General features: G+C 71.2%; 22 protein-coding genes. 12 read left to right on the forward strand and 10 right to left on the reverse strand.

Going from position 1 to position 23,686, the window contains the following annotated elements:
- Positions 1-12: 12 nt before the first annotated feature.
- Positions 13-441, reverse strand: coding sequence for a universal stress protein (locus tag ACMGFG_RS07555; RefSeq protein WP_436929726.1), 429 nt, complete (start codon positions 439-441; stop codon positions 13-15).
- A gap of 174 nt (positions 442-615) precedes the next feature.
- Here ACMGFG_RS07555 and ACMGFG_RS07560 point away from each other — a divergent pair, with 174 nt between their 5' ends.
- Positions 616-1,035: a hypothetical protein gene (locus ACMGFG_RS07560; protein WP_436929727.1), complete on the forward strand. Its 420-nt coding sequence runs from the start codon at positions 616-618 to the stop codon at positions 1,033-1,035.
- 23 nt (positions 1,036-1,058) lie between these two features.
- Here the strand turns inward: ACMGFG_RS07560 and mptA are convergent, their stop codons facing one another.
- The 3 genes from mptA to ahbB form a co-directional block, all read right to left on the reverse strand.
- Positions 1,059-1,994 (reverse strand): GTP cyclohydrolase MptA, encoded by a 936-nt coding sequence (gene mptA, locus ACMGFG_RS07565; protein ID WP_436929728.1) that lies wholly within the window; start codon positions 1,992-1,994, stop codon positions 1,059-1,061.
- A 190-nt stretch (positions 1,995-2,184) separates the two neighbouring features.
- Complete coding sequence (locus tag ACMGFG_RS07570; protein ID WP_436929729.1) at positions 2,185-2,754, reverse strand: response regulator; 570 nt, start codon at positions 2,752-2,754, stop codon at positions 2,185-2,187.
- 247 nt (positions 2,755-3,001) lie between these two features.
- Positions 3,002-4,051 (reverse strand): siroheme decarboxylase subunit beta, encoded by a 1,050-nt coding sequence (gene ahbB / locus ACMGFG_RS07575; RefSeq protein ID WP_436929730.1) that lies wholly within the window; start codon positions 4,049-4,051, stop codon positions 3,002-3,004.
- Between the two features lie 168 nt (positions 4,052-4,219).
- On the opposite strand from ahbB, the gene ACMGFG_RS07580 reads away from it, so the two are divergent.
- Positions 4,220-6,682, forward strand: a complete 2,463-nt coding sequence (locus ACMGFG_RS07580; RefSeq protein ID WP_436929731.1) for a penicillin acylase family protein — start codon at positions 4,220-4,222, stop codon at positions 6,680-6,682.
- Positions 6,675-7,088 (forward strand): hypothetical protein, encoded by a 414-nt coding sequence (locus tag ACMGFG_RS07585; protein WP_436929732.1) that lies wholly within the window; start codon positions 6,675-6,677, stop codon positions 7,086-7,088. The genes ACMGFG_RS07580 and ACMGFG_RS07585 overlap by 8 nt, the downstream gene beginning before the upstream one ends.
- Positions 7,089-7,124: 36 nt before the next feature.
- Here the strand turns inward: ACMGFG_RS07585 and ACMGFG_RS07590 are convergent, their stop codons facing one another.
- From ACMGFG_RS07590 to ACMGFG_RS07605, 4 genes are all read right to left on the reverse strand, one after another.
- A complete protein-coding gene (locus ACMGFG_RS07590) occupies positions 7,125-7,409 on the reverse strand; it encodes a winged helix-turn-helix domain-containing protein (RefSeq protein ID WP_436929733.1) in 285 nt (94 codons plus the stop codon).
- Positions 7,410-7,412: 3 nt separating this feature from the next.
- Positions 7,413-8,051: a hypothetical protein gene (locus tag ACMGFG_RS07595; RefSeq protein WP_436929734.1), complete on the reverse strand. Its 639-nt coding sequence runs from the start codon at positions 8,049-8,051 to the stop codon at positions 7,413-7,415.
- A gap of 167 nt (positions 8,052-8,218) precedes the next feature.
- Positions 8,219-9,067 carry an ABC transporter permease subunit gene (locus ACMGFG_RS07600; protein ID WP_436929735.1) on the reverse strand — a complete coding sequence of 283 codons (849 nt, stop codon included), beginning with the start codon at positions 9,065-9,067 and terminating at the stop codon, positions 8,219-8,221.
- A complete protein-coding gene (locus ACMGFG_RS07605) occupies positions 9,064-10,068 on the reverse strand; it encodes an ABC transporter ATP-binding protein (protein WP_436929736.1) in 1,005 nt (334 codons plus the stop codon). The genes ACMGFG_RS07600 and ACMGFG_RS07605 overlap by 4 nt, the downstream gene beginning before the upstream one ends.
- 287 nt (positions 10,069-10,355) lie before the next feature.
- Here ACMGFG_RS07605 and ACMGFG_RS07610 point away from each other — a divergent pair, with 287 nt between their 5' ends.
- From ACMGFG_RS07610 to ACMGFG_RS07635, 6 genes are all read left to right on the forward strand, one after another.
- Positions 10,356-10,487 (forward strand): hypothetical protein, encoded by a 132-nt coding sequence (locus ACMGFG_RS07610; RefSeq protein WP_436929737.1) that lies wholly within the window; start codon positions 10,356-10,358, stop codon positions 10,485-10,487.
- Positions 10,488-10,605: 118 nt separating this feature from the next.
- A complete protein-coding gene (locus ACMGFG_RS07615; RefSeq protein WP_436929738.1) occupies positions 10,606-11,793 on the forward strand; it encodes a vWA domain-containing protein in 1,188 nt (395 codons plus the stop codon).
- Entirely contained in the window at positions 11,790-13,022 is a 1,233-nt protein-coding gene (locus ACMGFG_RS07620; protein ID WP_436929739.1) for a serine/threonine protein kinase, read from the forward strand. The genes ACMGFG_RS07615 and ACMGFG_RS07620 overlap by 4 nt, the downstream gene beginning before the upstream one ends.
- 2 nt (positions 13,023-13,024) lie before the next feature.
- Positions 13,025-14,212: a PP2C family protein-serine/threonine phosphatase gene (locus tag ACMGFG_RS07625; protein ID WP_436929804.1), complete on the forward strand. Its 1,188-nt coding sequence runs from the start codon at positions 13,025-13,027 to the stop codon at positions 14,210-14,212.
- A gap of 121 nt (positions 14,213-14,333) precedes the next feature.
- Positions 14,334-15,914, forward strand: coding sequence for a double zinc ribbon and FHA domain-containing protein (locus tag ACMGFG_RS07630; RefSeq protein WP_436929740.1), 1,581 nt, complete (start codon positions 14,334-14,336; stop codon positions 15,912-15,914).
- Between the two features lie 27 nt (positions 15,915-15,941).
- On the forward strand, positions 15,942-17,162 hold the full coding sequence (locus ACMGFG_RS07635) for a hypothetical protein (protein WP_436929741.1): 1,221 nt from the start codon (positions 15,942-15,944) through the stop codon (positions 17,160-17,162).
- Positions 17,163-17,224: 62 nt separating this feature from the next.
- On the opposite strand, the gene ACMGFG_RS07640 is transcribed toward ACMGFG_RS07635, so the two are convergent.
- Positions 17,225-19,309, reverse strand: coding sequence for an AMP-binding protein (locus ACMGFG_RS07640; protein WP_436929742.1), 2,085 nt, complete (start codon positions 19,307-19,309; stop codon positions 17,225-17,227).
- 166 nt (positions 19,310-19,475) lie between these two features.
- On the opposite strand from ACMGFG_RS07640, the gene ACMGFG_RS07645 reads away from it, so the two are divergent.
- Complete coding sequence (locus tag ACMGFG_RS07645; RefSeq protein ID WP_436929743.1) at positions 19,476-20,057, forward strand: GNAT family N-acetyltransferase; 582 nt, start codon at positions 19,476-19,478, stop codon at positions 20,055-20,057.
- A 141-nt stretch (positions 20,058-20,198) separates the two neighbouring features.
- A complete protein-coding gene (locus ACMGFG_RS07650; RefSeq protein ID WP_436929744.1) occupies positions 20,199-20,486 on the forward strand; it encodes a DUF8006 family protein in 288 nt (95 codons plus the stop codon).
- Positions 20,487-20,543: 57 nt separating this feature from the next.
- On the opposite strand, the gene ACMGFG_RS07655 is transcribed toward ACMGFG_RS07650, so the two are convergent.
- Complete coding sequence (locus ACMGFG_RS07655; RefSeq protein WP_436929745.1) at positions 20,544-21,398, reverse strand: NAD(+)/NADH kinase; 855 nt, start codon at positions 21,396-21,398, stop codon at positions 20,544-20,546.
- A gap of 212 nt (positions 21,399-21,610) precedes the next feature.
- Here ACMGFG_RS07655 and ACMGFG_RS07660 point away from each other — a divergent pair, with 212 nt between their 5' ends.
- Positions 21,611-22,816, forward strand: coding sequence for a KaiC domain-containing protein (locus ACMGFG_RS07660; protein WP_436929746.1), 1,206 nt, complete (start codon positions 21,611-21,613; stop codon positions 22,814-22,816).
- The last annotated feature ends 870 nt before the right edge of the window (positions 22,817-23,686 follow it).

Raw genomic sequence — 23,686 nt, forward strand, 5'->3', positions numbered from 1 at the left:
GTTACGGCCGCCTCAGCGCACGACGGTCACGGGGACGGGCGAGCGCCGGACGACCGCCTCGGCGACGCTGCCCAGGAGGATGCGGGTGACGCCCGAGCGGCCGTGGCTCCCCATGACGATCTGGTCGACCGCCTCGTCCTCGGCGAACTCGACGATGACGCGGATCGGCTTGCCGACCTCGATCTCCCGTTCGATCGAGAGGTCGGTCCCGTCGGCGAGGTCGGCGATCTCGTCGAACAGCTCCTCGGCGGCAGCCCGCTCGCTCTCGTACCACTCCTCGGAGAAACTCGGGATGGAGGCCTGGGCGCTGTAGCCGGCCTCCGCGGGGTTGACGACGTGCAACAGCACCACCTCCGCGCCGCCGAACTCCTCGGCGACGAACTCGAACGCCCTGTGTGCCTGCTCGGACCCGTCGACCGGGACCAGAATGCGCTTGCCCATGCCCCACGTACGACCCGGCCGGGGCTTCAATCTTCGGCGGTCGGCGGCCTCGGGAGGGCGGACCTCCGCCCGGTCCGCCCGGGCTACCCGGTCCACCCCGCGAGTCCGACGCGGCGACCGCACGACCGGCCCGGACCGACAACGCTTAGGGTCGCTCCCGGTCTATGCGGCGACATGTTCGACACGCTCGCCGCGGTCGCGCCGCTGCAGTCGACCGGAGCGGTGGTCGCGGCGGCGTTCCCCGCGCTGACCTGGGTCACGCTGGTCGCCTGGGTCTACCTGGACGCCGTCGCCCGCGAGGCCGACCACCCGGTCGGCTCGACGCTCGCGGTCGCCGCGTTCCCGCCCGCGCTGGTCGGGTACGTCGCCTACCGGCCCGAGCGGACCGCGCCGCAGTCCGACCGCGAGCGGCTGGCGCTGACCGTCCTGCTGGCGCTGCTGGCGGCGATGATGGCCGGCACCGTCTTCTCGCCGCCGGACGTGTTCGCCCAGCCGCGCAACACCTTCGGCGCCCTGCTGGCGCTGCTGCCGCTGTTCTACCTGATCGTCTACCGGGAGGGGCCGGACGCCGCGGACGCCGACCCGTCCTCCTGAGCGCCGGCTGCCGCGAAAACCGGTCAGTCGTCGCCGTTGACTTCCTCGCGCAGGGTCGCCACCTCGGCGACCCGCTCGGCGTGGGCGTTGTGCTGGTGGATGGACTCGTCGTTGGACTGCTCCATGCGGACGACGGCGTCGTCGTCGAGCTCGGGGAACTCGTCGATCACGCCCTCGGCCATCGCGCGGACGCAGTCCTCGACGAACTTCGCGTCGAGGTGGGACTGGTAGGTCATGTGGTCCTCGTCGGGCCGTTTCGCGAGGTTGTAGATGCGCGCGCTCATCGAGTCGCGGGCCACCTCGATCAGTTCGACCAGGTCCACGTCCGGGCCGCTCTCGCTCTCGACGGTCAGGGTGGCGTGGCCGCGCTGGGAGTGGCCCGGCTGGGGGACCTCCTCGAGGAACTCCTCGATGGTGCGGTCGTCGACGCCCTGCTCGCGGAGTTTCTCGCGGGCGCGGGCGGCGGACATTCCCTGCGAGCAGGGACAGACCGTCATGCCGGTGACCTCGGCGCCGATCTCCTCGCGGATGTCGCCGTCCTCGGTGGCCGTCGCCGAGGCGATCACGTCGGCGGTCGACTGAGTGGGCAGGTCGCTGGCGGGCGTCCGCTCGCGCGTGACGAACTCCGCCTCCATGCGGACTTCCGCCTGCTCGGTGTAGTCGTGCTTGTCGAGCAGGCGCTCGGCGGCGTGGCCGCAGATGTCCTCGATGCGCAGGTCGCCCTGGCTGACCGCCTCCTCCAGGGTCTCGTCGACGACCTCCATGTTGCGGCTCATGTCGGCGCCCTTCCGCCAGGACGGCAGGTCGACGAACACCTCGAACTCGGCCATCAGGACGTAGGGGCGTTTCTCCTCGCGGCTGATCTCGACTAACTTCTCGACGCCGGTGACGCCGACGCGGTTGAGGCCGACGGTCACGTCCGGGCTCGACGCCTGGACGTCCGGCAGTTGCGGAGTCATTGCGCCCGGCTTAGGACTTTCCCCGAATAGTGTTTTCGAAAGGGTCGGTATCCGCCTGACTCGGTGACGACGCGTCGCTATCGCGGGGGTGCGCCGACCCGGGCGACCGCCTCGACGGCGGCCGTCCGCGTCGACCGCGGTCGCTCGCGCCGTCGCCGTCACCGCGGGGCGTCGGCCCTCACCGCTCCGATCACTCGTCCAGGTCGCGGAACAGCGCCTCGAAGTCGTCGTCGGCGAGCCGCTCGGCGGCGTCCGACAGCGAGTCGCGCAGCTCCGCCCGGCGTTCCTCCAGTCGACTGAACTCGTCGCTGTCTGCCAGTTCCCCGGCGCCTTTCGCCGACTGGAGCGCGACCTGGGTGCGGGTGACCCGGTAGTACTCACGCAGCGCCCGCTCGTAGTCGGCACAGCGCAGGAGCCGGTCGACGGTGTCGAGCAGCTCATCGCCGCTGACCGGTTTGACGACGTAGTCGTCGAACTCCATGTCGACGATGTCGAAGTCGGCGTCGACGGCCGTGACCATCGCCACCCGGCAGTCCAGCCCCCGGTCGCGGACCGTCTCCAGGACCTCGTCGCCGACCATGTCCGGCATCCGCCGGTCCAGCAACACCACGTCCACGTCCTCGTCGAGTTTCGCGAGCGCCTCCTCTCCCCCGTAGGCCGTCCGCACCTCGTGTGCGTCGCGGACGTGTGCTGCGTAGGCGTCGGCGACTTCCTGCTCGTCGTCGACGATCAGCACGACCCCCCGCTTCGGACCCGTCATACGAACGTGGGTGTATGGACCGAGCGTGCGCAAAAAGCTTCCGTCGGTTCACGGAGGCTGGGGATTCCGCTTCCCGAACTCGACAGTCTCGGCGGTTATCGACAGTCTCGGCGGTTATCGACAGTCTCGGCGGTTATCGACAGTCTCGGCGGTTACCGGCAGTCTCGGCGGTCACCGGCAGTCTCGGCGGTTATCGACAGTCTCGGCGGTTACCGGCAGTCTCGGCGGTCACCGGCAGTCTCGGCGGTCACTCGTCGGCGTGTTCGTCGACGAGGTCCTCGTAGCGGGCGCCCGTCTGTTTCAGCGTCTCCGTCGAGTAGAGCCGCTCGTGGGTGACGGGCAGGTACTCGGCGGCCAGCTCGTCGATCTTCGCGTCGACGGCGTCCTGCTCGCGCCCGTGGATCATCGTGAAGAGGTTGTAGGGCCACTCCTGGTCCGGCCGGCGCGGCCGGTGGTAACACAGCGTCACGTACGGGAGTTTGCCCACCTCGACGCCCCGCTCGTCGAGCTCGTCGTCGGGTACGTCCCAGACAACCATGCAGTTGGCGTCGAACCCCGTCACGAGGTGGTTGACGACGCAGCCGATCCGCTTGATACAGCCGTCGGCGAGCAGCTTCTCGACGCTCGCGAGCACGTCCGCGACCGGCGCGTCGACCGCCGCGGCCACGTCCCGATAGGGGGTCGCCGACAGCGGGAACCCGCCCTGCACTTCGAGCAGGACGCGCCGGTCCAGCGCCGACAGGTCCGCGGCCGCCCGCTCGCTGATGGTCGTCGCCGACACGTCGGTCTCCGACAGACTCTCCCGGGCGAAGCGGTCGCCGTTGACCACCGGGAACTCCAGGTCGATGTAGAAGTCCGTCAGCATCGGGAGGACGAGGACCTCGCAGCCGGTCCGTTCCTCGATCTCGGCGAGGATGGCGTCGCGGCGCTCCTTCGAGGCGGCGGTCACGACGAACCACATGTTCCACTCGTGGTCCCGTGCGTAGTTGTGGTTGACCTGCTCGTAGCCGTTGATCACGGCGGCGACCTCGTCGAAGCGGTCGGCCGGCGCCCGCACCGCCGCCAGCGTCGAACTGCCGATCACCGGCGGGTTCAACACGGGCCCGAACCGCCGGAAGATCCCCTCGTCGTAGAGCCGCCGGACCCGGTCGAGCGCCTCGCTCTCCGCGACGCCCACGTCCGCCGCGACGGCCTCGAAGGGCCGCTCCCGGACCGGGAACCCGCTCTGCCACCCGTCGACGAGGGCCGCGTCGACGGCGTCCACCTGCGCCCGCCAGTCGGCCGTCCCCTGACTCATTCGACGGGACTAGGGAACAGAAGCGTATCAAACCATCTCTTTCGACGGGCGACGACGACCGTCCGAGCGAACGGCGAGTACGAGCGAACGGCGAAGTCGACGTGGACACGGCCCTCCACTGACTCGCCCGGACCACGCTTAAGTTCACACGGCCCCCACAGGCGAGGAATGCCAACCAGACGGTCGGTGATCGCCGCTCTGCTGGGCGGTGGCGTCGGCGCCGCGACGCTCACGGACGCCCGGGGCTACCTCGACCGGTTCGCGCCGCTGTCGGGGGCGGCCTGGGGCGCCGCGACCGCGGGCTCCCGCGAGCGGGTCGCCACGCCGTACGGCCGCGCGACCGTCCGCTACGACGACGCCGGCGTGCCGACGGTCCGGGGGGACGACGAGCCGTCGCTGTACTTCGCGGTCGGGTACGTCCACGCGGCCGACCGGCTGTTCGAGATGGACCTGATCCGCCGGCGGATGCGGGGCCGGCTCTCGGCGGCGGTCGGCGAGCGCACCGTCGAGTCCGACCGCTTTCACACGAAGATGGACTTCGCGGCCGCCGCCGAGGCGAGCTGGCGAGCCGTCCGCGACACGCCGACCGGCGACGCGATGCGGGCCTACGCCGCCGGCGTCGAGGCCCAGCGGACGAGCGAGCCGCTCCCGCTCGAATTCCGCCTGCTCGACTACGAACCCGCCGCGTGGACGCCCGTCGACTCGATGCTCGTCGAGAAGCAGATCAGCTGGGGTCTGACCGGGAGCTTCCGGTCGCTCCGCCGGTCGGTCGCCGCCGACGCGCTGGGGGCATCGGCCGCGGCGACGCTGTACCCCGATCGTCTGGACCACGACGTTCCGATTCTGCGGGACGGTGGGGCCGGCGAGGGTGGGAAGGCGGCCGACTCGTCCACCGCCACGGCCGCCGACGCGCCGAACGGGGACGACCTCGCGTCGCTGTCGGCGTGGCTGGCCGACTTCGAGTCCGAGCCCGGGGTCGGCTCCAACAGCTGGCTCGTCTCGGGCGAGCACACCGCGAGCGGCCAGCCGCTGGTCGCCAACGACCCGCACCTGACCCTGATGGCGCCGCCGGTGTGGTACCAGATGCACCAGCGCCGGCCGGGGATGCGGGTCCGGGGCGTCACCTTCCCGGGCGTCCCGTTCGTCGTCATCGGCGAGAACGACGCTGGCGCCTGGGGGTTCACCAACGCCGGCGCCGACGTGCTCGACACCTACACCTACGAGACCCGCGGCGGCGAGTACCGCGACGGCGACGAGTGGCGCGCGTTCGAGACCGAGGAGCGAACTATCGAGGTCGCCGGCGGCGACGACCGTTCCGTCACGGTCCGCAAGTCGGTCCACGGCCCGGTGCTCGAACGCCAGGGCCGGCGCGTCGGCGTCGCCTGGACCGGCCTCCAGGCCTCCCGGACCGCGGTCGCGGTCCACGAACTCGACCGCAGCGACGGCCGCGAGGCGGCGCTCGCGGCGCTCCGGAAGTTCGACACGCCCACGCAGAACGCCGTCTACGCCGACCGCGACGGCAACACCGCCTACTGGATGACGGGGCTGGTCCCGGTCCGCGAGTCCGGCGGGGGTGACACCGGCAACGGCGGACCCGGCGACGACGGGGACGCTGTCCGCGGCGACCGCGTCTTCGACGGCTCCGCCCGGGAGGGCGAGTGGCCGGGGTACGAGCCGTACGGCCAGCCCGACCTCGACACGGGGTGGATCCCCTTCGCGGAGAAGCCGGGCGTCCGGGACCCCGACTACCTCGCGACGGCGAACCAGCGGATCGCCGACGACCCCGACTACTATCTCGGCGAGGGGTACGCCGCGCCGTTCCGCGCCCGCAGGATCTACGACCTGCTCGATCGGCGGGCCGCGAGCGACGGTCCCTTCGACTTCGCGTACATGCGGCGCGTCCAGCGCGACGTGGTCGACGAGCGGGCCCGGCTGTTCGTCCCCACCATACTCGAGGCTCGCGACGCGATGGGCGAACCGGCCCGGGCGGCCGCCGACCGCCTCGACGGCTGGGACTACCGCATGGACCGCGACTCGCGCGCCGCGCTCGCCTTCGAACTGTTCGTCGGCCACTACCGCGAGCGGGTCTTCGACCCCGTCCTCGACACCGCCAGCCTCGGCGAGGAGCACTACCCCAACGACTTGGTGCTGTTCGCGCTCGACCCCGAGAGTCGGTGGTTCGCCGACCCCCCGGCGGAGGGGGTCGACCCGCGCACCCGCCGCGACGTGATCGCTGCCGCGATGGCCGACGCGGCCGCCGAGATCGACGACGAGGGCTACGAGACCTACGGCGACTACAACCGGACTGCGATCGACCACCCCTTCGACTTGGGCTTCCTGAACTACCCGCGGCTCCCGACCGACGGCTCGCCCGCCACCGTCCGCAACTTCCGCAAGGAGTCGGCCGTCGGGAGCAGTTTCCGCCTGCTCGCGCGGTTCGACGGCGAGCCCTCCCTCGGCATGATCCCCGGGGGCAACGACGGCGAGTACTTCTCCGACCACTACAGCGACCTCCTCGAACCGTGGGCCGACGCCGAGTACCGCCCGCTGGTCGAGACGACCGACGGCGACCCGGAGGTGCGGTTCGACCCCGGGAACGCCGACGCGGCGGGAGGTGTCGGCGATGAGTGAGTCGCTGGCGGACGTGTTCGGGACTGACGACGACTCCCCGGAGGGGCTCCGCGCCCGGCTGTACGACGCGCAGACGAGCCCGCGCGAGCGGTGGGCGTTGACGGTCACGGCGACTGCGCTGGGGCTCGCGCTGGCGACTGTCCACTGGGCCGGCCTGCTGGTCGGCGGCGCGCTGGTCGGGTTCGCCCAGCCGACGCTCCGCCGGGCGCTCGTCGCCGGGTTCGCGTTCGGAGGGGTCGTCCTGCTCGCCGCCGGAGTTCAGTTCGCGCTCGCCGGGACGCTCGACGCGTCCCTCGCGATGGGGCAGCTGCTGGCGGTGGGCGTCGCTATCCCGTTCGTCGCGGGGCCGCTCGGTGCGACAGCGCGCGGGCTCGTCCCGGACGCGTCGCTATCGGACGATTCGTGACCGCGCGGAACTGACCGGCGCTCCGCACTCGCGGACTCACTCCAGATCCTCGATCAGCGCTTCGAGCGTCCCGATATGTTCCTCGAACTTCTCGCGACCCAGGTCGGTGAGTTCGTAGGTTGTCTGCGGTTTGCGGTCGACGAACTGCTTCTCGACGGCGACGCAGTCGGCCTCCTCCATCTTCCCGATGTGGCTGGCGAGGTTGCCCTCGGTCACGTCCAGCGCCTCCTTGAGGTCGGGGAAACTCGTCTCGCCGTGCTGGTAGAGGTAGGCGAAGATCTGGAGCCGCGTCGGCTGGTGGACGAGTTTGTCGAAGTCCATGGGTCAGGCCCGCGTCAGGTACACGTAGGCGGCTATCGCGTACACGATGAAGAGGATGCCGAAGAGGCCGACGCCGACCCACCGGAGGACCTGGACGTAGGGGAGCCACGAGGCGTAGACGAGGACCCACGCGCCGCCGGCGTAGAACACCAGCCGGTCGCGCCGGCGGACCCGGTAGGCCGACAGCACGGCGCCGGTCAGCAGGAGTCCGAGCCCGACCGCAGCGATGACGAGCCCGAAATACAGCAGCGCGCGGTCGAGGCCGGGGATCTGACCGGCCGCGTCGCCGGTGACGCCGGTCGCGGCGACGACGAAGGCCCCGAGCGACCCGTAGATGGCTCGCCAGCTCGGCCCCCCCTCGGGAGCCTCGCTGCTCGGGAGTCGCACGGAGACGAGCCACAGCGTCGCGACCGCGACGACGCTGAATCCGCCCCAGATCGCGACGTAGGCGGCCGCGTCGAGCGTCTCGTAGAAGAAGAACGTCGCCTGGACCAGCAGCGCGGCGACGCCGATGAGCAGGCCCGCGACCAGCCACAGCCGGGCGCGGCCGGGGTACTGCTCGGCCAGCCCCATTGCCCCCTTGATGTCCGACAGCTGGCGCTGCAACTCCTCGGGGTCGACGCTCTCGGAGGCGTCGCTCACGGCGACCACCTCGCGGTCGCCGCGGCGGGGGGCTGTGCGTCCGTCGGTCGAGCGCCGGTGTCGTGGGTTCGCGTCATGCGTTCGTGGGGCGGTCGTTGCCGCCGTGTTGTCGGAGAGGCGGTAAGTCGATTCCGGAAGCGTCGGCGGGGACCACCGCCGAAGGGTGGCTACCCCAGCTCCGCCGAGCGGAACCGGAGGTAGCCGACGAGCGGCGCGCCGACCGTCCAGACCGCGAGGACGGCGGCGTTGAACCACACTTCGTACCCCAGGAAGTCGGGGAGGTCGGCGAACTGCTGGAGGGCGGCGTACTCGCCGGGCGCGTCGGCCCAGACGAGTTCGGGGAGGAGGTTGAAGTACGCGCCGGCGGGCGAGAGAGCGCCGACCAGCGCCCGCGTCGACTCGGGGATCGCGACGCCCGTGAGGGCGGCGACGGCGTCGAGCGCGGTGTCGAGGTTCAGGGCGGGGAGGGGACCGATCCAGAACGCCGACAGGAGGAAGTACGCGCCGACCACGCCGACCATCGCGCGCGACCGCGAGGCGGCCGACGCCGAGACGGCGACGAACACGCCCACCATCGCGAGGGCGAACGCCGTCGAGAGGACGCCGAGCGCGAGGAAACGACCGGGGTCGGGGGCGTGCTCGTAGGTCGCGAGGGCGACGGCGAAGGCGACGGCGACGCCCAGCAGCGTCGTCCCGGCGGCGACGGCCGCCCGCGTGACGTACTTCCCGCGGAAGTACGCCGCCCGCGAGTTCGGCAGGCCGAGGTAGTAGGTTATCGTCCCGCGTGCGCGGTCGCCCGCGACGGCGAGGTAGGCGAGCGGCGCGAGGAGGAGCGGGAGCGCCCACGCCACCAGCGCGGCGAGGCCGAACGTCGTCCGCACGGGGTGGGGATGGACCTCGCTCGACCCGAGGAAGGCCAGCCCGACCAGCGCCGCGAACGTCGCGACGACACCGACCACGACGTACGAGCGTCTGACGCTGCGGAAGTCCACGCCGGCGACGGTCCGCGTGCTCACGCCCGCTCACCTCCCGCGGTCGCCGCCGGGGTATCGCCGCCGCCCGCCGTGTCCGCTCCGTCGACGGCCACTACGTCGCCGGCATCGCCGTCGGCCTCCGGCCGGTCGGTCGTGTAGGCCTCGAAGAGGTCCTCCAGCGACGACTCCTCGATGGTCACGTCCTCGACCGTCGCGCGGTCGTCGAGCCGGCGGAGCGACGCCATCTTCGCCCGGGGCGCCGCGCAGGACACCTGGACCGTCGAGCCGTCGACGGACACGTCGGTGACGCCGTCCACAGCGGCGACGGGATCGAGGTCCGGCACCGCGTCGACGGTCGCCGAGACGACGCTTCCCATCCCCAGGTCCGCGCGGAGGTTCTCGACGGAGTTGACGGCCGTCAGCTCGCCGTCCTGGAGGATCCCCACGCGGTCGGAGACGCGCTCGACCTCGTCGAGGATGTGGCTGGAGAAGAACACGGCGGCGCCGCGGTCGGCCTCCTCGCGGACGATCTCGCGGACCAGCCGGACGCCGTTGGGGTCCAGTCCCGCGGACGGCTCGTCGAGCACCAGCAGGTCGGGCTCGCCGACGAGCGCGACCGCCAGCGCCATCCGCTGGAACATGCCGGTCGAGTAGTCGTCGGCTGGCCGGCGGGCGTCCTCGGGGTCCAGTCCCACGCGGTCGAGGAGGGCGTCCGGGTCGTCGTCGGCTCCCTTGGTCTCGACCGCCGCCGCGACGTGCTCGCGGCCGGTGAGGTTCGGGACCGGCTCGAACGCCTCCGGGAGCAGTCCCACCCGGGACTTCACCGACTGCGGGTCCGTCGTCACGTCGGTGCCCAGCACGGACACGCCACCCGCGGTCGGGTCGAGAAAGCCCAGGAGGACGTTGATCGTCGTCGACTTCCCCGCGCCGTTGGGACCGAGGAAGCCGAACACCTCGCCGCGGTCGACCGACAGCGACAGCTCCGACACCGCGGTCACGTCGCCGAACCGCTTCGTGAGGCCGTCTATCTCGACCGCGCTCATCCCACCCGCACCTCCGGTGGGTGAGCGGCGGTGGGCGGGCTGTACTCCTCGGCCGGAACGGGGACCATCTCCGTCATGCCTCGATCCGAAAACTAGTTTCCGGGTCAATAAAGTTTGCGTAGCAAATTGACTTTGTGATTCAAAGTAGAGTTTGCGACGGAATGTAGAGCCCGGTGGGGTAGTTCCGGCGGCGCTCGCCGGGTCGACCATCCACCCGGCGATGGGGAGTCATCGGCCAGTACCGAACCGACGGGAGACTTTTGAGCCCGGGCGACGGAGTGTGTGGTATGACAACTTGGACCGATGACCCGTTCATGCGGCGGAGCGTGCTCATCACGCTCCTGTGGCTGCTCGCGATGCTCGTCGGGGGGGTCGTGCTGATACGGTTCGGCGACGTGATCCGGAGCGTCTTCGCGTAGGGTCGTCGGGGTAGCGAGCCGCAACGAGCGGGGAGGGGAGTGACGACTTCCGGGGGAGCAAGTGGCAGCGACCGGGTCGGAGAAAAACACATACGGGACGAGAGCGAGGGGACGAACGATGGTAGACATCGCGACCGACGTCAACCGGCCGTACGTGCCCGCCGACGGGGCGACGCTGACGGCGACGGTCGACGTCGAACCGGGGACGGGGAGCGGGTCCCACGAGCGACACATCCTCCTCTGTCTGGACACGAGCGGCTCGATGGACGGGGCGAAACTCGACCAGGCGCGGGAGGGCGCCTCGTGGGTGTTCGGCCTCCTCGAACCCGACGACTACGTCGGCATCGTCGCCTTCGACTCCGACGCGGAGGTCGTCATGCGCCCCCAGCGGTGGGGCGACACCAGCCGCGAGGAGGCGATGCACCGCGTCGACCAGTTGGGCGCGGGCGGCGGCACCGACATGTACGACGGACTCGACTCGGCCCGGACCGCGCTGGACTCGCTTTCCTACCGCCCGGAGACCGACGACGCCGTCCGTCGGGTCCTGCTGCTGTCGGACGGCAAGGACAACTCCCACGAGCCCGCGGAGTTCCGCGACCTCGCGAAGGACATCGACGGCTCGGGCATCCGGATCCTCTCGGCGGGGATCGGCACCGACTACGACGAGGAGACGATCCGCACGCTCGGGACGACCGCCCGCGGCGAGTGGACTCACCTCGAGTCGCCCGGCGACATCGAGTCCTTTTTCGGCGACGCCGTCGAGCAGGCCCAGTCGGTCGTCGCGACGGAGGCCAGCCTCGAACTCGACGCCGCCGCGGGCGTCGAGGTGGGCGAGGTCTACCGCGCCCTCCCACAGGCCCAGGAGGTCGACGTGAACTGGTCGGGGAACACGGCGACGGTTCCGCTGCCGGACCTGGCCGAGCGCGAGGACCAGCGCGTGGTCCTGAAGGTTCACGCGCCCGCGAGCGACGACCTCGGCGAGCAGTCGCTGGTCGACGTGACGCTGACGGCGTCGGGCCGGCGGGCGGGCGACCGGGTCGCCGTCGAGTACACCGACGACAACGCGAAACTCGCCGAGCACAACGAGGACGTGTCGCTCGACCACCGCCAGACGGTCGTGCGCACGGAACTCGGGAAGGGCAACGTCGAGGCCGCCGAGACGGAGGTCGAGAAGATGACCCGGATCCACGGCGAGGACACGGCCGTCGTCGAGGAGGCGAAGCGACAGACCCGTCTCGTCGATGAGGGCGGACGCAACGAACGCGAGAACGCGACGAGGATCGTCGACGACTCCCGGCTAGAATGACTGCCGCGCCGGCAGAGGGCGACCTGGTCGTCGGCCGCTACGAGCTCGGCGAGGTGGTCGGCGAGGGCGGGTTCGCGAAGGTGTACGACGCCGTCGACACCGAGACCGGCGAGGCCGTCGCGCTCAAGTACCCCAACTACGAGGGGAGCCAGAACGACCGCGACATCGTCCGGACCTACTTCGAGAAGGAGGCCGAGACGCTGGCGGCGATCCGCGCGGCGGGCGGCCACCCCAACATCATGTCGCTGCGCGAGGTCGCCGAGGACGACGACGGCACGTCGGTCCTCGTCGTGGAACTCGTCGACGGCTACGAGCTCGACGACGCCATCCGGCGAACGGGGCCGCTCGACGACATCGACGAGGTCCGCCAGATCGGGATCGACCTGTGCGACGCGATGAGCTTCCTCCACGAGAACGAGATCGTCTACCGCGACCTGAAGCCGGACAACGTGATGATCACCCACCGCGGGGGGACGGTGACGCCGGTGCTCATCGACTTCAACACGGCGACGGGCTTCGACTCGGGGGCCGAGGCGGCCGACCAGACGACCATCGTCGGCCCGTACAAGCCCCGGGAGGTCGCCGAGGCCGACGCGACCGAGACCCGCCAGGGGCCGTGGTCGGACGTCTACTCCGTCGGGAAGATCCTGCTGTACCTGCTCAAGGGGACGGTCCCGCGCAAGGACGGCGTCGACCCGCGCGACTTCGGCGCCGAGTGCGAGCCGTACCTCGCCGAGATCGTCGAGAAGGCGACCGCGGCCGACTACGAGGACCGCTACCGCAACGCGACGGCGATGAAGCGGGTCCTCGAGGCGCGCGACCCGAGCCCGCCGCCGTCGGCGACGGTCCGCTACATCCAGGAGGGGGAGAGCTACACCGTCTACCCCGGCGACACCATCGGCCGCCGCTATGCCGACGGGCCGCGCTCGTCGGTCGTGATCGAGGACGAGGAGGAGTACATCTCGACGGTGCAGGTGCAGTTCGACACCGACGACGACGGGGAGTGGTTCATCCGCGACCGGAGCCTCAACGGGACCTACGTCCAGACGGGCGGGGGCTGGCAGCGCGTGCTCAGCGAGGCCGGCCGCGAGCGGCTGGAGCAGTCGGGGGAGGACGCGACCGACGCGGACGGGAACGTGCCGCCGGAGCTGTACGGGCTGCGCGAGGGCGACCTGATCGCGCTCGTCCACCCGAGCTACGGCGTCACCTTCGAGTTCAGCACAGCATGACCATGGACTACGCCACACACTACGACGTGGGGGACCGCAAGCGCGACGGGGGGATCAACGAGGACAGCGTCGCGGTCTCCGTGTTCGAACAGGGCCACCGCGAGGGGTTCCGCGGCTACGACCGCGAGGACGCCGACGGTGCGGAATCGAACGACGATCAGGCCGGGGCGGGTTCGACCGGCGAGGATCCCACCGGCGAAGACTCGACCGGAGACCGTCCGGGCGACGCCGACGACGGGGGCGACGACGACCCGTCCGGGTCGGACCGCGACCCCGACAACCGGAGCGCGGCGGTGTTCGCGCTGGCCGACGGGGCCGGCGGCCACGACGCCGGCGACGCCGCCTCCTACATCGCGACGACGGCCGTCTGCGAGCACCTCGCGGGCACCGCCGTGGAGGCCGCCCGCAGCGACCCGGCGGGGTTCGGCGTGGCCGTCGACGAGCCGCTGGCGCCCCCCCCGCGGGACGAGGACCTGGAGTCGGCTGTCGCCGAGGCGGTCGTCGCGGCCCACCGGGAGGTGCTCGAGTACGCCGCCGAAGCGGGCGAGCAGGCCCACGCGACCGTCGTCGCTGGCGTCGTCGTCGGCGGCTACTGTCACTACGGATGGGTCGGCGACAGCCGCGCGTACGTCGTCAACGCCGCCCGCGAGGAGATCCTGCCGCTCACGACCGACCACGCCGTCGTCCAGCGGCTCCGCGAGGCCGGCGAGATCGACGACGTGGAGGCGCTGGTCCACCCGCGGGGCAACGAGATCACCCGCGCACTCGGCGGGAGCGGCCGCGCGGACCCCGGGACCGCCACCGTCGACGTGGAGACGGCGACGGTCCCGCTGTACCGCGAGGACGTGCTGCTGGTGACCAGCGACGGCCTGCTGGACGCCCAGACCGAAGCCGCGAAGCTCTACGAGTGGTACGTCGACGCCGACCGCGACGAGGAGATGGCCGCCGTGGTCCGCGACCGGGCGGTCACCGACGACGAGGTCCGCGAGGCGGTGCTGTCGGCGCCGTCACTCGCCGACGCGGCCGAGCGGCTGGTCGACCTCGCCAACGACCGCGGCGGCAAGGACAACCTCTCGACGATCCTGCTGCACGACGGGACGCTCCCGGCGACGCCGGCGGACCCGCCCGCGCGGGCCGCGGGCGCCCGCCGGGCGGTCGAGGACCGCGAGACGCTCGTCGAACAGGACTGACGCGGCGGCGCGGTCGGCGGCGCCGGCGGAGTCGGCGCGCGATCGCCCGGTTCCCGACCGTCCGCCGCGTCGACAGGACGGGACAACTGTTTTGATGACCCGCCCGCATATCCCGACAGCTATGTCGCACAGCACGAGCGGGACGGTCGAGTGCCCCCTCTGCGGGGAGGAGTTCGACCCGACCGCCGCGGGGGGCTGGTGTACGAACTCCGAGTGCGGGGAATGGCAACACGAGGCGGCCGCGCCCGACGGGACGGGCGAGGACGCCGAAGCGACTGACGACCGAGCGGACGCCGCGGCGCCCGACGGTGCGGGGGACGCCGTGGAACCCGATAGTTCGGCGGACGCCGACCAGGCGGAAGCGGACGACCCGCTGGCCGACCCGGGCGCCGGGGCCGACGAACCGGTCCCGGACGCCGAGGCCGACGAACAGAACGCCGGGGCCGCCGACCCGGTCCCGGACGCCAAGTCCGACGAACAGAACGCCGGGGCCGCCGACCCGGTCCCGGACGCCAAGTCCGACGAACAGCACGCCGGGGCCGCCGACCCGGTCCCGGACGCCAAGGCCGACACGAGCGACCGGAAGACCGACGCGCCCGCGGCTACGGACGACGAAACCGACGCGAGCGCTGGACCGGGCGGCGACCGCGGGACCGACCCGGCGGACGCGACGGCCGACACGGACGCGACGGCCGACACGGACGCGACGGCCGACACGGACGCGACGGCCGACACGGACTCGGCAGTGGCAGACACGACATCGGGTCCGGCCGCCGATCCGGCGGATACGGCCGACAGCGTCGCGGCCGCCGAAGCAGGCGCCGGCGTCGACGCGTCGGACACCGGGGGAGCGGAACCGGCCGACGCCGCGGCAGTGGACGACGGATCCGGTGGAGGGGACCACGAGCCGGCCGACGCGGGGGACGACGCGCCCGCCGAAGTGGCGGACGACGAGTCCGAAGGCGCGACCGAGGAGGGGACCGACCTCGCCTGTCCGAACTGCGGCGAGGCGGTGGGCGCCGAGGACAACTTCTGCGCCAACTGCGGCGAGGACGTGTCGGCGCTGGAGCCGGGGCCGCTGACGGAGTGCCCGGCCTGCGAGGCCGAGGTCGACCCGGAGGACAACTTCTGTGCCACCTGCGGCGAGGACCTCGACGCCCACCGCTCGGGCGGCACGACCGGAGCCGAGTCGGCCGGCGACGGCGCCACGACCGCCGACTCCGCGGCCGGTACGGCCCGGAGCGACACCGGTGACGACCGGCCAGTCGAGCGAGCCGACGATGCGGGGGCGGACGCGGCGGCGCCGGCCGGAACGGACGAGGCGTCGGCGGGAGCGAACGGGGCGTCGACCCGGGCCGACGAGGGGCCCGCGGGAGCCGGCGACGCGGCGGCCGAAGCGCCGGAATCGCTGGTGCTGGTCGTGCGCAACCGCGAGATTCAAGTGTGGGACGGGGATACCGTCGGGCGAACCATCCGCAGCATCGTGGTGAACACGGGCGGCGACGAGGAGGAGGCGCGGCAGATCCACCGCGAACACGTCAGGTTCGTCCGCGAGGACGGACGGTTCCACGTCGTCGCGCTCGGGCGGAACCCGACGGTCGTCGACGGGGAGTCGCTCGACGAGGGCGAGCGCGCCCCCGTCTCGCCGGGCGACCGGATCGAGCTCTCCGGCGTCGCGACGCTGCGCGTCCAGTCCCCCTGACCCCGCGGCACGGTCCGACGAGCGAGCATGGATACCAGAGACACGCGCCGTGAACTCGGCAGGTCGGTCCGCCTCCTCGCGGACGAGGAGCGGTGGCTGTTCGTCGGCCTCGTCGCCGGCGCCGCCGGCTACCTCATCTGGCTGGCCGGCACCGGCGTCGCCGTCTCGCAGGTCGCCGAGCTGGCCGTCGGCGCCTACAGCGTCGACCCCTGGTCGACCGAGGCGGCCGGCCTCCTCGTCGCCCTGGCCGTCCTCTGGGTGCTCGTCCCGTCGGCAGTCGCCGTCCGCTACGTCGTCGGCAGGCTCACGAACCTGCGGGGCAACGTCGAGCAGTGTTACCGCTTCGACCGGCCGCTGGTCGCGCTGGCCCCGCCGCTGGTCCTGCTGGCCGTCGCCGTCGGCGCCGGCGCCGCCCGCGGGAGCGCGACGGTGCCCGTCCTGGGCCTGCTGGCGGTCGCGAACACGCTGTTGCTCGTCAGGACCGTCGCCTACGGCTACCGGGTCTACTCCTTCTCGGCGCCGCGGCTGCTGCAGGCGCTCGTCTTTCTCTCGGCGGTCGTCGCGACGACGGCGGCGGCCACGCGGGCCGCCTCGCTGGGCGGCCAGACCGCGCTGGTCGAGGCGGCCGCCGCCCGCTACGGGGTCGCCGACCTGGTCTTCGGCGCGGTGAGCCGCGCCGGCCTCACCGCGCCGCTGCTGCCGCTAGTCGCTGTCGCCACCCCCGCCGCGCTCGCGCTCGCGTACGTCTGGATCCAGCTGTTCGCCAGCCTGCTCGTCCGGATCCGCCGGCCGGACGTGCCCCGCTCGGCGATCCGCGCCGGCCAGCGCTACCCGCAGGTCGTCCAGCCCGGCACGACCGACCGCCTGGCGATGGGCACCGCGCCCGACGACGGCGCTGACGAAGGCTCGGCCGACGGGGCGTCGGAGTCGAACGACGCCGTCGACAGCTCCGGCGGCGGTGGTCCGGCCGCGGACGGTTCGACCGCCGACGCCGGGGCGGACGACGGCGGGGAGAGCGACGAGTCCGGGTCGGCCGATCCGGGCGAGGACGCCGTCGAACCCCCCGGACAGACGCGCGTGTTCACGCCGCCGGAAGACGCCGACGAGGTGAGCCCCGAGGCCGTCTCGGAGGGGACGAGCGAGCGATCGGTGAAAAACGAGTTCTGTCCCATCTGCGGGGAGACCTACGCCGCCGAACCCGACCGGACGAACTGCCCGAACTGCAACGCCGTCCTCGACCGGGACTGAGCCGCGGCCGCCGGGGGTCGACCGGCTGTCGTTTTACTCGGCGGGTCGCCGGTCGCGGGCGGTCATCGCGCGTCCGCGACCTCGTCGAGCGCCCCGGGGTTCTCGATGGAGGACATGTCGCCGAGGTTCTCGCCGGTGTAGGTCCCCTCGATGGCCCGGCGGATGATCTTCCCGCTCTGGGTCTTGGGGAACTCGTCGACGAACAGCACCTCCCGCGGGCGGAACGGCTTGCCGAGTTCCTCGCCGACCAGCTCGCGGATCTCCGCCCGCAGCTCGTCGGACTCCGCGACCCCGTCCTCGACGACGACGTAGAGGACGACCGCCGTGCCGGTGGTGTCGTCGGGGACGCCGACGGCGGCCGCCTGGTTGACCGCCTCGTGTTCGATGGCGGCGCCCTCGACCTCGGCGGGGCCGACCTTCCGGCCGGCGACGTTCAGTGCGTCGTCGGCCCGCCCGTGGAGGAACCAGAAGCCCTCGGCGTCCTTCTGTGCCCAGTCGCCGTGGTCCCACAGGTTCTCCCAGGTCGACCAGTACTCCCGGAGGTACCGCTCGTCGCCCGACCACAGCGACTTTGTCATCGACGGACAGGAGTCGCGGGCGACCAGATACCCCCGCTCGCCCGTGTCGGCGATGCTCTCGCCGTGCTCGTCGACGATGTCGATGTCCATGCCGAGACCCGGGCCGCCGAGCGTGCAGGGCTTCAGCTCCTGAATGGGCATCGGCATGAGGAAACAGCCGCAGATCTCCGTGCCCCCTGAGATGTTGATGATCGGTGTCACCCCGTTGCCCACGTGCTCGTAGAACCACAGCCACGACTCGGGGTCCCAGGGCTCGCCCGTCGAGCCGAGGATCCGGAGGCTGGACAGGTCGTGGCCCTCCAGCCACTCGTCGCCGTGTTTGCGCAAGGCTCGAATGGCCGTCGGCGAGATGCCGAACTGCGTGATCCCGTGGCGGTCGATCATCGCCCAGTAGCGGTCGGGGTCGGGGTAGTCCGGCGCCCCTTCGTACATGAAGACGGTGTTGCCGAAGTGGTGGTTGCCGATCAGGGTCCACGGGCCCATCATCCAGCCGATGTCGGACACCCAGAAGAACCGGTCGGCAGGCTTCAGGTCGAACCCGAAGTACAGCTCCTTGGCGCACTGGACGTTCACGCCGGCGTGGGTGTGGACGATCCCCTTCGGCTCCCCGGTGGTCCCCGACGAATAGAGGAGCATCGACTCCTGGTCGGCGTCGAGTTCGCGCGTCTCGAAGGCGTCGTCCCGTGTCTCGACCGCGTCGGTCCACCAGCGGTCCCGGCTCCCGGTCCAGGGAATGTCGTGGTCGCCCGGGTCCGCGTCGGCCGCAGCTTCGCAGTCCGCGGATCCGGTCCCCGCGTCGCCGCCGCGGGTTCCGAGCCGGTCGTAGACGACGACCTCCTCGACGTGGCCGGCCTCCGCGATAGCGTCGTCTGCGGTTCCTTTCAGGCGGACCTCGTCCCCGCGGCGATAGAAGCCGTCGCCGGTGAACAGGACGGACGGTTCGGCGTCGTCGATGCGGGTGGCGGTGGCGTCGACGCCGAACCCCGAGAAGATCGGGACGGCGATCGCTCCGACCTTGAAACAGCCGTAGAGGATCGAGACGACCTCGGGGACCATCGGCATGTAGAGTCCGACGGTGTCGCCGACGCCGACGCCCCGCGAGTCGAGGTAGTTCGCCACCCTGTCGGACTGGCGGCGGAGTTCGTGGAAGGTCACCTCCCGTATCTCGGCGGCTTCGCCGTCCGGACCGACGGGTTCGCCCTCCCAGATGCAGGCCACCTTGTTCCGCGTCTCGGCGTCGGGGTCGGCGTGGCGGTCCAGCACGTTGTGGGCGATGTTCGTCGTCCCGCCGGGGTACCAGTCGGTGAACTGCGGGCCGTCGCTGTCGTCCCGGACGCGGTCGTACGGCTCGAAAAAGTCCACGTCGAGGTACTCGGTCATCGTGTCCCAGAACCAGTCGACGCCCGAGGCCGGTTCGCCGAGGTCGGCCTCCGTCGTCCGGGCGATCAGTTCGTCGTAGTCGTCGATGTCGTAGGTCCGCATGAACTCCCGGACGTTCGTCGACTCGACGAACTCCCGGTCCGGTCGGTGGACCACCTCGTCGATGTCTCCGAGTGAGTCGGACGCCATACCGGACGTTGGCCCGGCGCTCCCAAAGTATTTGCCCGGTCGATCGTGAACGACGGCTCCGTCGAGCGGTGGCTCGCTCGTCCGTCGCGTCGAGCCGCGCGTCTCCCGCAGGTCGACGCGGCGGGTGCCCGCAAGTTCTTTTCGCGTGGCCGTCCGAGGGTCGGGTATGTACGTTCGGGACGCCAAGAACCGCGACGAGGCCTGGTTGCTGGACCACATCGAGGCGATGGGGTTAGACGAGACAGCGTTCCGTTCGCGCGACTACGTGATCGCCGTCGACGAGGTCGACAACGTCAGGGCGGGGTTCGGCCGCTACCGCGTCCACAAGACCGACGACGGCGAGCACTGCGAGCTCACGAGCATCGGCGTCCTCGACGGCTGGCGCGGCCAGGGCGTCGGCGCCCACGTCGTCGAGCGGCTCGTCCGCACGGCCGCCGACGAGGGGTTCGAGACCGTCTACTCGCTGACCGACGAACCGGACTACCTCGCGCAGTTCGGCTTCGACCCCATCGAGGAGTCGGCCCTGCCCGACCGGCTCCGCGAGCGCCTCTCGGAGAAGCGCGACGGGGTCGCGCCCGAGGCGGTCCCGATGCGCGTCGACCCCGAGCGGTTCCGCGTGCCCGACCGCCTCCGCGAGGCGTTCAAGGGCGCGGCCGCCGCGGAGGCCGACGACGAGCCCGAGGAGGGTCCCGAGGACTTCGGGATCGACCCCGACGAGGCGACCTACAAGTACGACACAGGCAGCTGACCCCGCCGTCGCTGCCGGCAGTCCCGTCGCGTCGGGACCGCGCTCCCCGGACCCCGCGGCGCCGGGGCGGCGCGCAGGGAGCGGCGCCCGCCGCGGGAACGGAAGTTTAAAGATTGTATCACGGCCAGTTTCGGGACAAGAATGCTCCCGATCCCGCTCCAGCTGATCGACGGGTTCCTGCTGAAGGTCAACTTCGGCGACGCGCTCATCGTCGGGTTCGTCCTGGGACTGTTCGCCGTGGCGACCCAGCGCTCGCGGAAGCTGCTGACGCTGCATCTCATCGCGTTCGGCGCTCTGTTTCTCCTCGCGCCCGGCAGCATGTACGAGCCCGCGGAGCTGAGCCTCCTCAGCGGCATCCTGCAGTACAAGATGATCGGTCTCGTCCTGCTGGTCGTCTCGCCCGTCCTCTACACGACCGCCCAGAAGTAACCCCGTCCCCGTTCTCGTCGAGTCCTCGCCCGCGACGCGCCGACGTCGAGCGGCGGGTCACTCGATCTTGCCGAGTGCGGTGAAGAAATCGAGCGGCGGGCCGGCGATCCGGACCGGACGGGCCGCGCGTTCGAGCGTCACCTCCGCGGGCGCGTCGAGCTCCCGGCGGGCGCGGCCGTCGCTGACGACGAACCCGCCGTCGGCGTCGTCGACCCGGACCGTGACCGTGCTGTCGATGTCGACCGCCAGCGGCGGCATCGACTCCGCGCCGCACATCTCCGTGAGCACGAGCGTCGACACGCCCGGGTGGACCAGCGGGCCGCCCTCGCTGAGATTGTACGCGGTCGAGCCGGTCGGCGTCGCCAGCAGGATCCCGTCGGCGTGGCCGCTGGTGTACAGCGAGCCGTCGACGCGCACCTCCAGGGCGGCGCCGCCGCCGTGGCCCCTGCGCGGTCCCTGGACGACGACCTCGTTGAGCGCCGGCGGCAGCGACCACCCGTCGCCGCTCGCCTCGACCCGCGGCATATCCCGCGTCTCGATTGCGCCCCGGTCCTGGTACTGCTCGACTTCCGCCGTGACGGCGTCGACGGCCTCCTCCGGCGGGACGGCGTTGAGAAAGCCCACCTCGCCGAGGTTGACGCCCATGATCGGCGTCGCCCCGGCGGCGCGGGCGGCGAACAGGAAGGTGCCGTCGCCGCCGATGCTCACCACCAGGTCGCAGTCGGCCAGTTCGTCGACGGGGACGCCCAGCTGCGCCGGGTCCGGGTGGTCGCTCGGCCACGCCGCGGGGTCCTCGGCGGACTCCTCGTCGACCGCGACGGCCACGCCCATGTCGACCAGCCGCTCGTACAGGTCGGCCACGATGCCCGCGGCGCGGCGGTTGCCCCGCTGGCCGACGATTCCGACTCGCATTGGCGTCCGGTTCGCGTTCCTCCCCAATAAACGACCCCGTCGGCGTCCGGCGACCGCCGGGACCGGCGACCGCTCTCGTCTCTGTCCCCATACCCGTCCCCGTTCCGCGTCCCGGCCCCCTCGAATCAACTCCGATAGCCGGCGGGCAAGTTTAATGGCGGGGGAGACGCACCTTCGCCCATGAGTACCCCGGAATCCGGGGAGGCGAACGGATGAGCGACGACGCGGACGACGACTGGTTCGAGGACGCGCTCCGCGACGAGGAGACCGAGGAGACGACTGACTCCGCCGCGGAATCCGAGGGCGAGGGCGACGACGACGCCTTCGACGACTGGAGCGAGGGCGACGGGCCGGACGACGGCGAACCCTTCGACGGGTCGGGAAATGACACGGGGTTCGACGACTCGACCGACGCCGAGGAGTTCGGGGCCACCAGCGGAACCGACGCCGACGCCGACGAGGAGTCTGGCGGTGAGAGCGCGTTCGGCGACACCGGGAGCGGCGACGACAGCCCGTTCGGTGACACTGGGAACAGCAGTGGAAGCGCGTTCGGTGACGTGGGGACCGGCGACGACAGCCCGTTCGGCGACGCCGGAGACGGCGACGGCGGCGGGTTCGGTGACGGCGACGGTGGGGAACTCTTCGACGACGACTTCTCCGACGCCATGGGTGGAATGGGCGGCGACACCGACTTCGAGGACGACGACTTCGAGTCGGACATCCCCCGCCTCGACCTGGGTATCGAGGGACTCGACAACATGGTCCAGGGCGGGATCCCGCTGCGCCACCTCATCGTCATCGTCGGCGGCGCCGGCACCGGCAAGACGACCTTCGGCCTCCAGTTCCTCCAGCACGGCCTGGAGAAGGAGGACACCGACTGCGGCGTCTTCATCACCCTCGAACAGACCCACGAGGACATCATGGCCACCGCCCGCGAACGTGGCTGGGAGTTCGAGCGCCACGAGGCCGAGGGGAACCTCGCGGTCGTCGACCTCGACCCCGTCGAGATGGCCAACAGCCTCGACAACATCCGCGGCGAACTCCCCGAGCTCATCGAGGACTTCGGCGCCGACCGGTTCGTCCTCGATTCGGTCTCGCTGCTGGAGATGATGTACGACGACGTCTCCCGCCGGCGCACCGAGGTGTTCGACTTCACCCAGAGCCTGAAGGACGCCGGCGTCACCACCGTCCTCACCAGCGAGGCCAACGAGGACAACCCCTACGCCTCCCGCCACGGCATCATCGAGTACCTCACCGACGCCGTCTTCCTGCTGCGGTACGTCCGCTCTGAGACCCAGGAGACCCGCCTCGCCGTCGAGATCCAGAAGATACGCAACGCCAACCACTCCCGGGAGACCAAACCCTACGAGATCACCATGGACGGTATCTCGGTGTACGAGCAGGCCAATATCTTCTGACCATCTTTTTGACGGAGGGGCGGGCAAACCGCGCCCACCCCTCCGCGAAAAATTCGGGAAAAGGCCGAACTCGCCCAGAGCGCGAGTTCGGTGAACCGGCGTCTGCGGCGCCGGATGCTACCTGCAGGTGGCGGTTGTTGCGATGAGCGGGCCCGGTGCAGTTGGCGCGCGCTGGAGCGCGCGTTCATGCGCGCGACGGAAATCGCGCGAGGTCTTCGCGAGCCTGCGAGCGAAGGCTCGTCAGAGCTTGCTCTGACGGTGGATGAGCGACGCCAGGAGCGAATCGGCTGGGGAGGTTTGTGGCCGTCTGCGGTGCTGTGCGGGGCGGTGCTGTCCTGGCGGACTGAAAGGGCGAGGCGCGCTCGCGCCGATAGTCGCCTGAGCGACCCCTACCCGAGTGACCGGAGGGAACGAGGGTATGTCGCTCAGCGACCGCGAGCGCGCCGGGGGCTTTCATCGCCCGTTGCGCAGTGCGGTGGTGACGACTGCTAGCGAGCGCGCCGGGGGCTTTCATCGCCCGGTGTGCAGTGCGGTGGTGACGACTGCTAGCGAGCGCGTCGAGGACTTTCAATCTCTGCTGTCTCCTGCGATCGCAATGACTGCTAGCGAGCGCGCCGAGGGCGTTCAGTGCTCACCGGCGAGTGCGGTCTCCCCGACACGACTTCGTTTCACGACACCACAAACAGAAACAACCGATACACTCGCCACTCGAACCGAACACGACCCGGAGTCCGAACCGGTAGTACGGTCCGTTCGCCGACCAGCCAGCCCGAGAACCCGACGGAATTTCCATATCTCCACCGCCCCCGCGGAAACGCGCCCGATCGGACAAAAAACGCGGCGGCGACTCCCGGCGGAGTGGAAGAAACG

The organism is Halosimplex halobium (assembly GCF_051414055.1).
Taxonomy (GTDB): Archaea; Halobacteriota; Halobacteria; order Halobacteriales; family Haloarculaceae; genus Halosimplex; species Halosimplex halobium.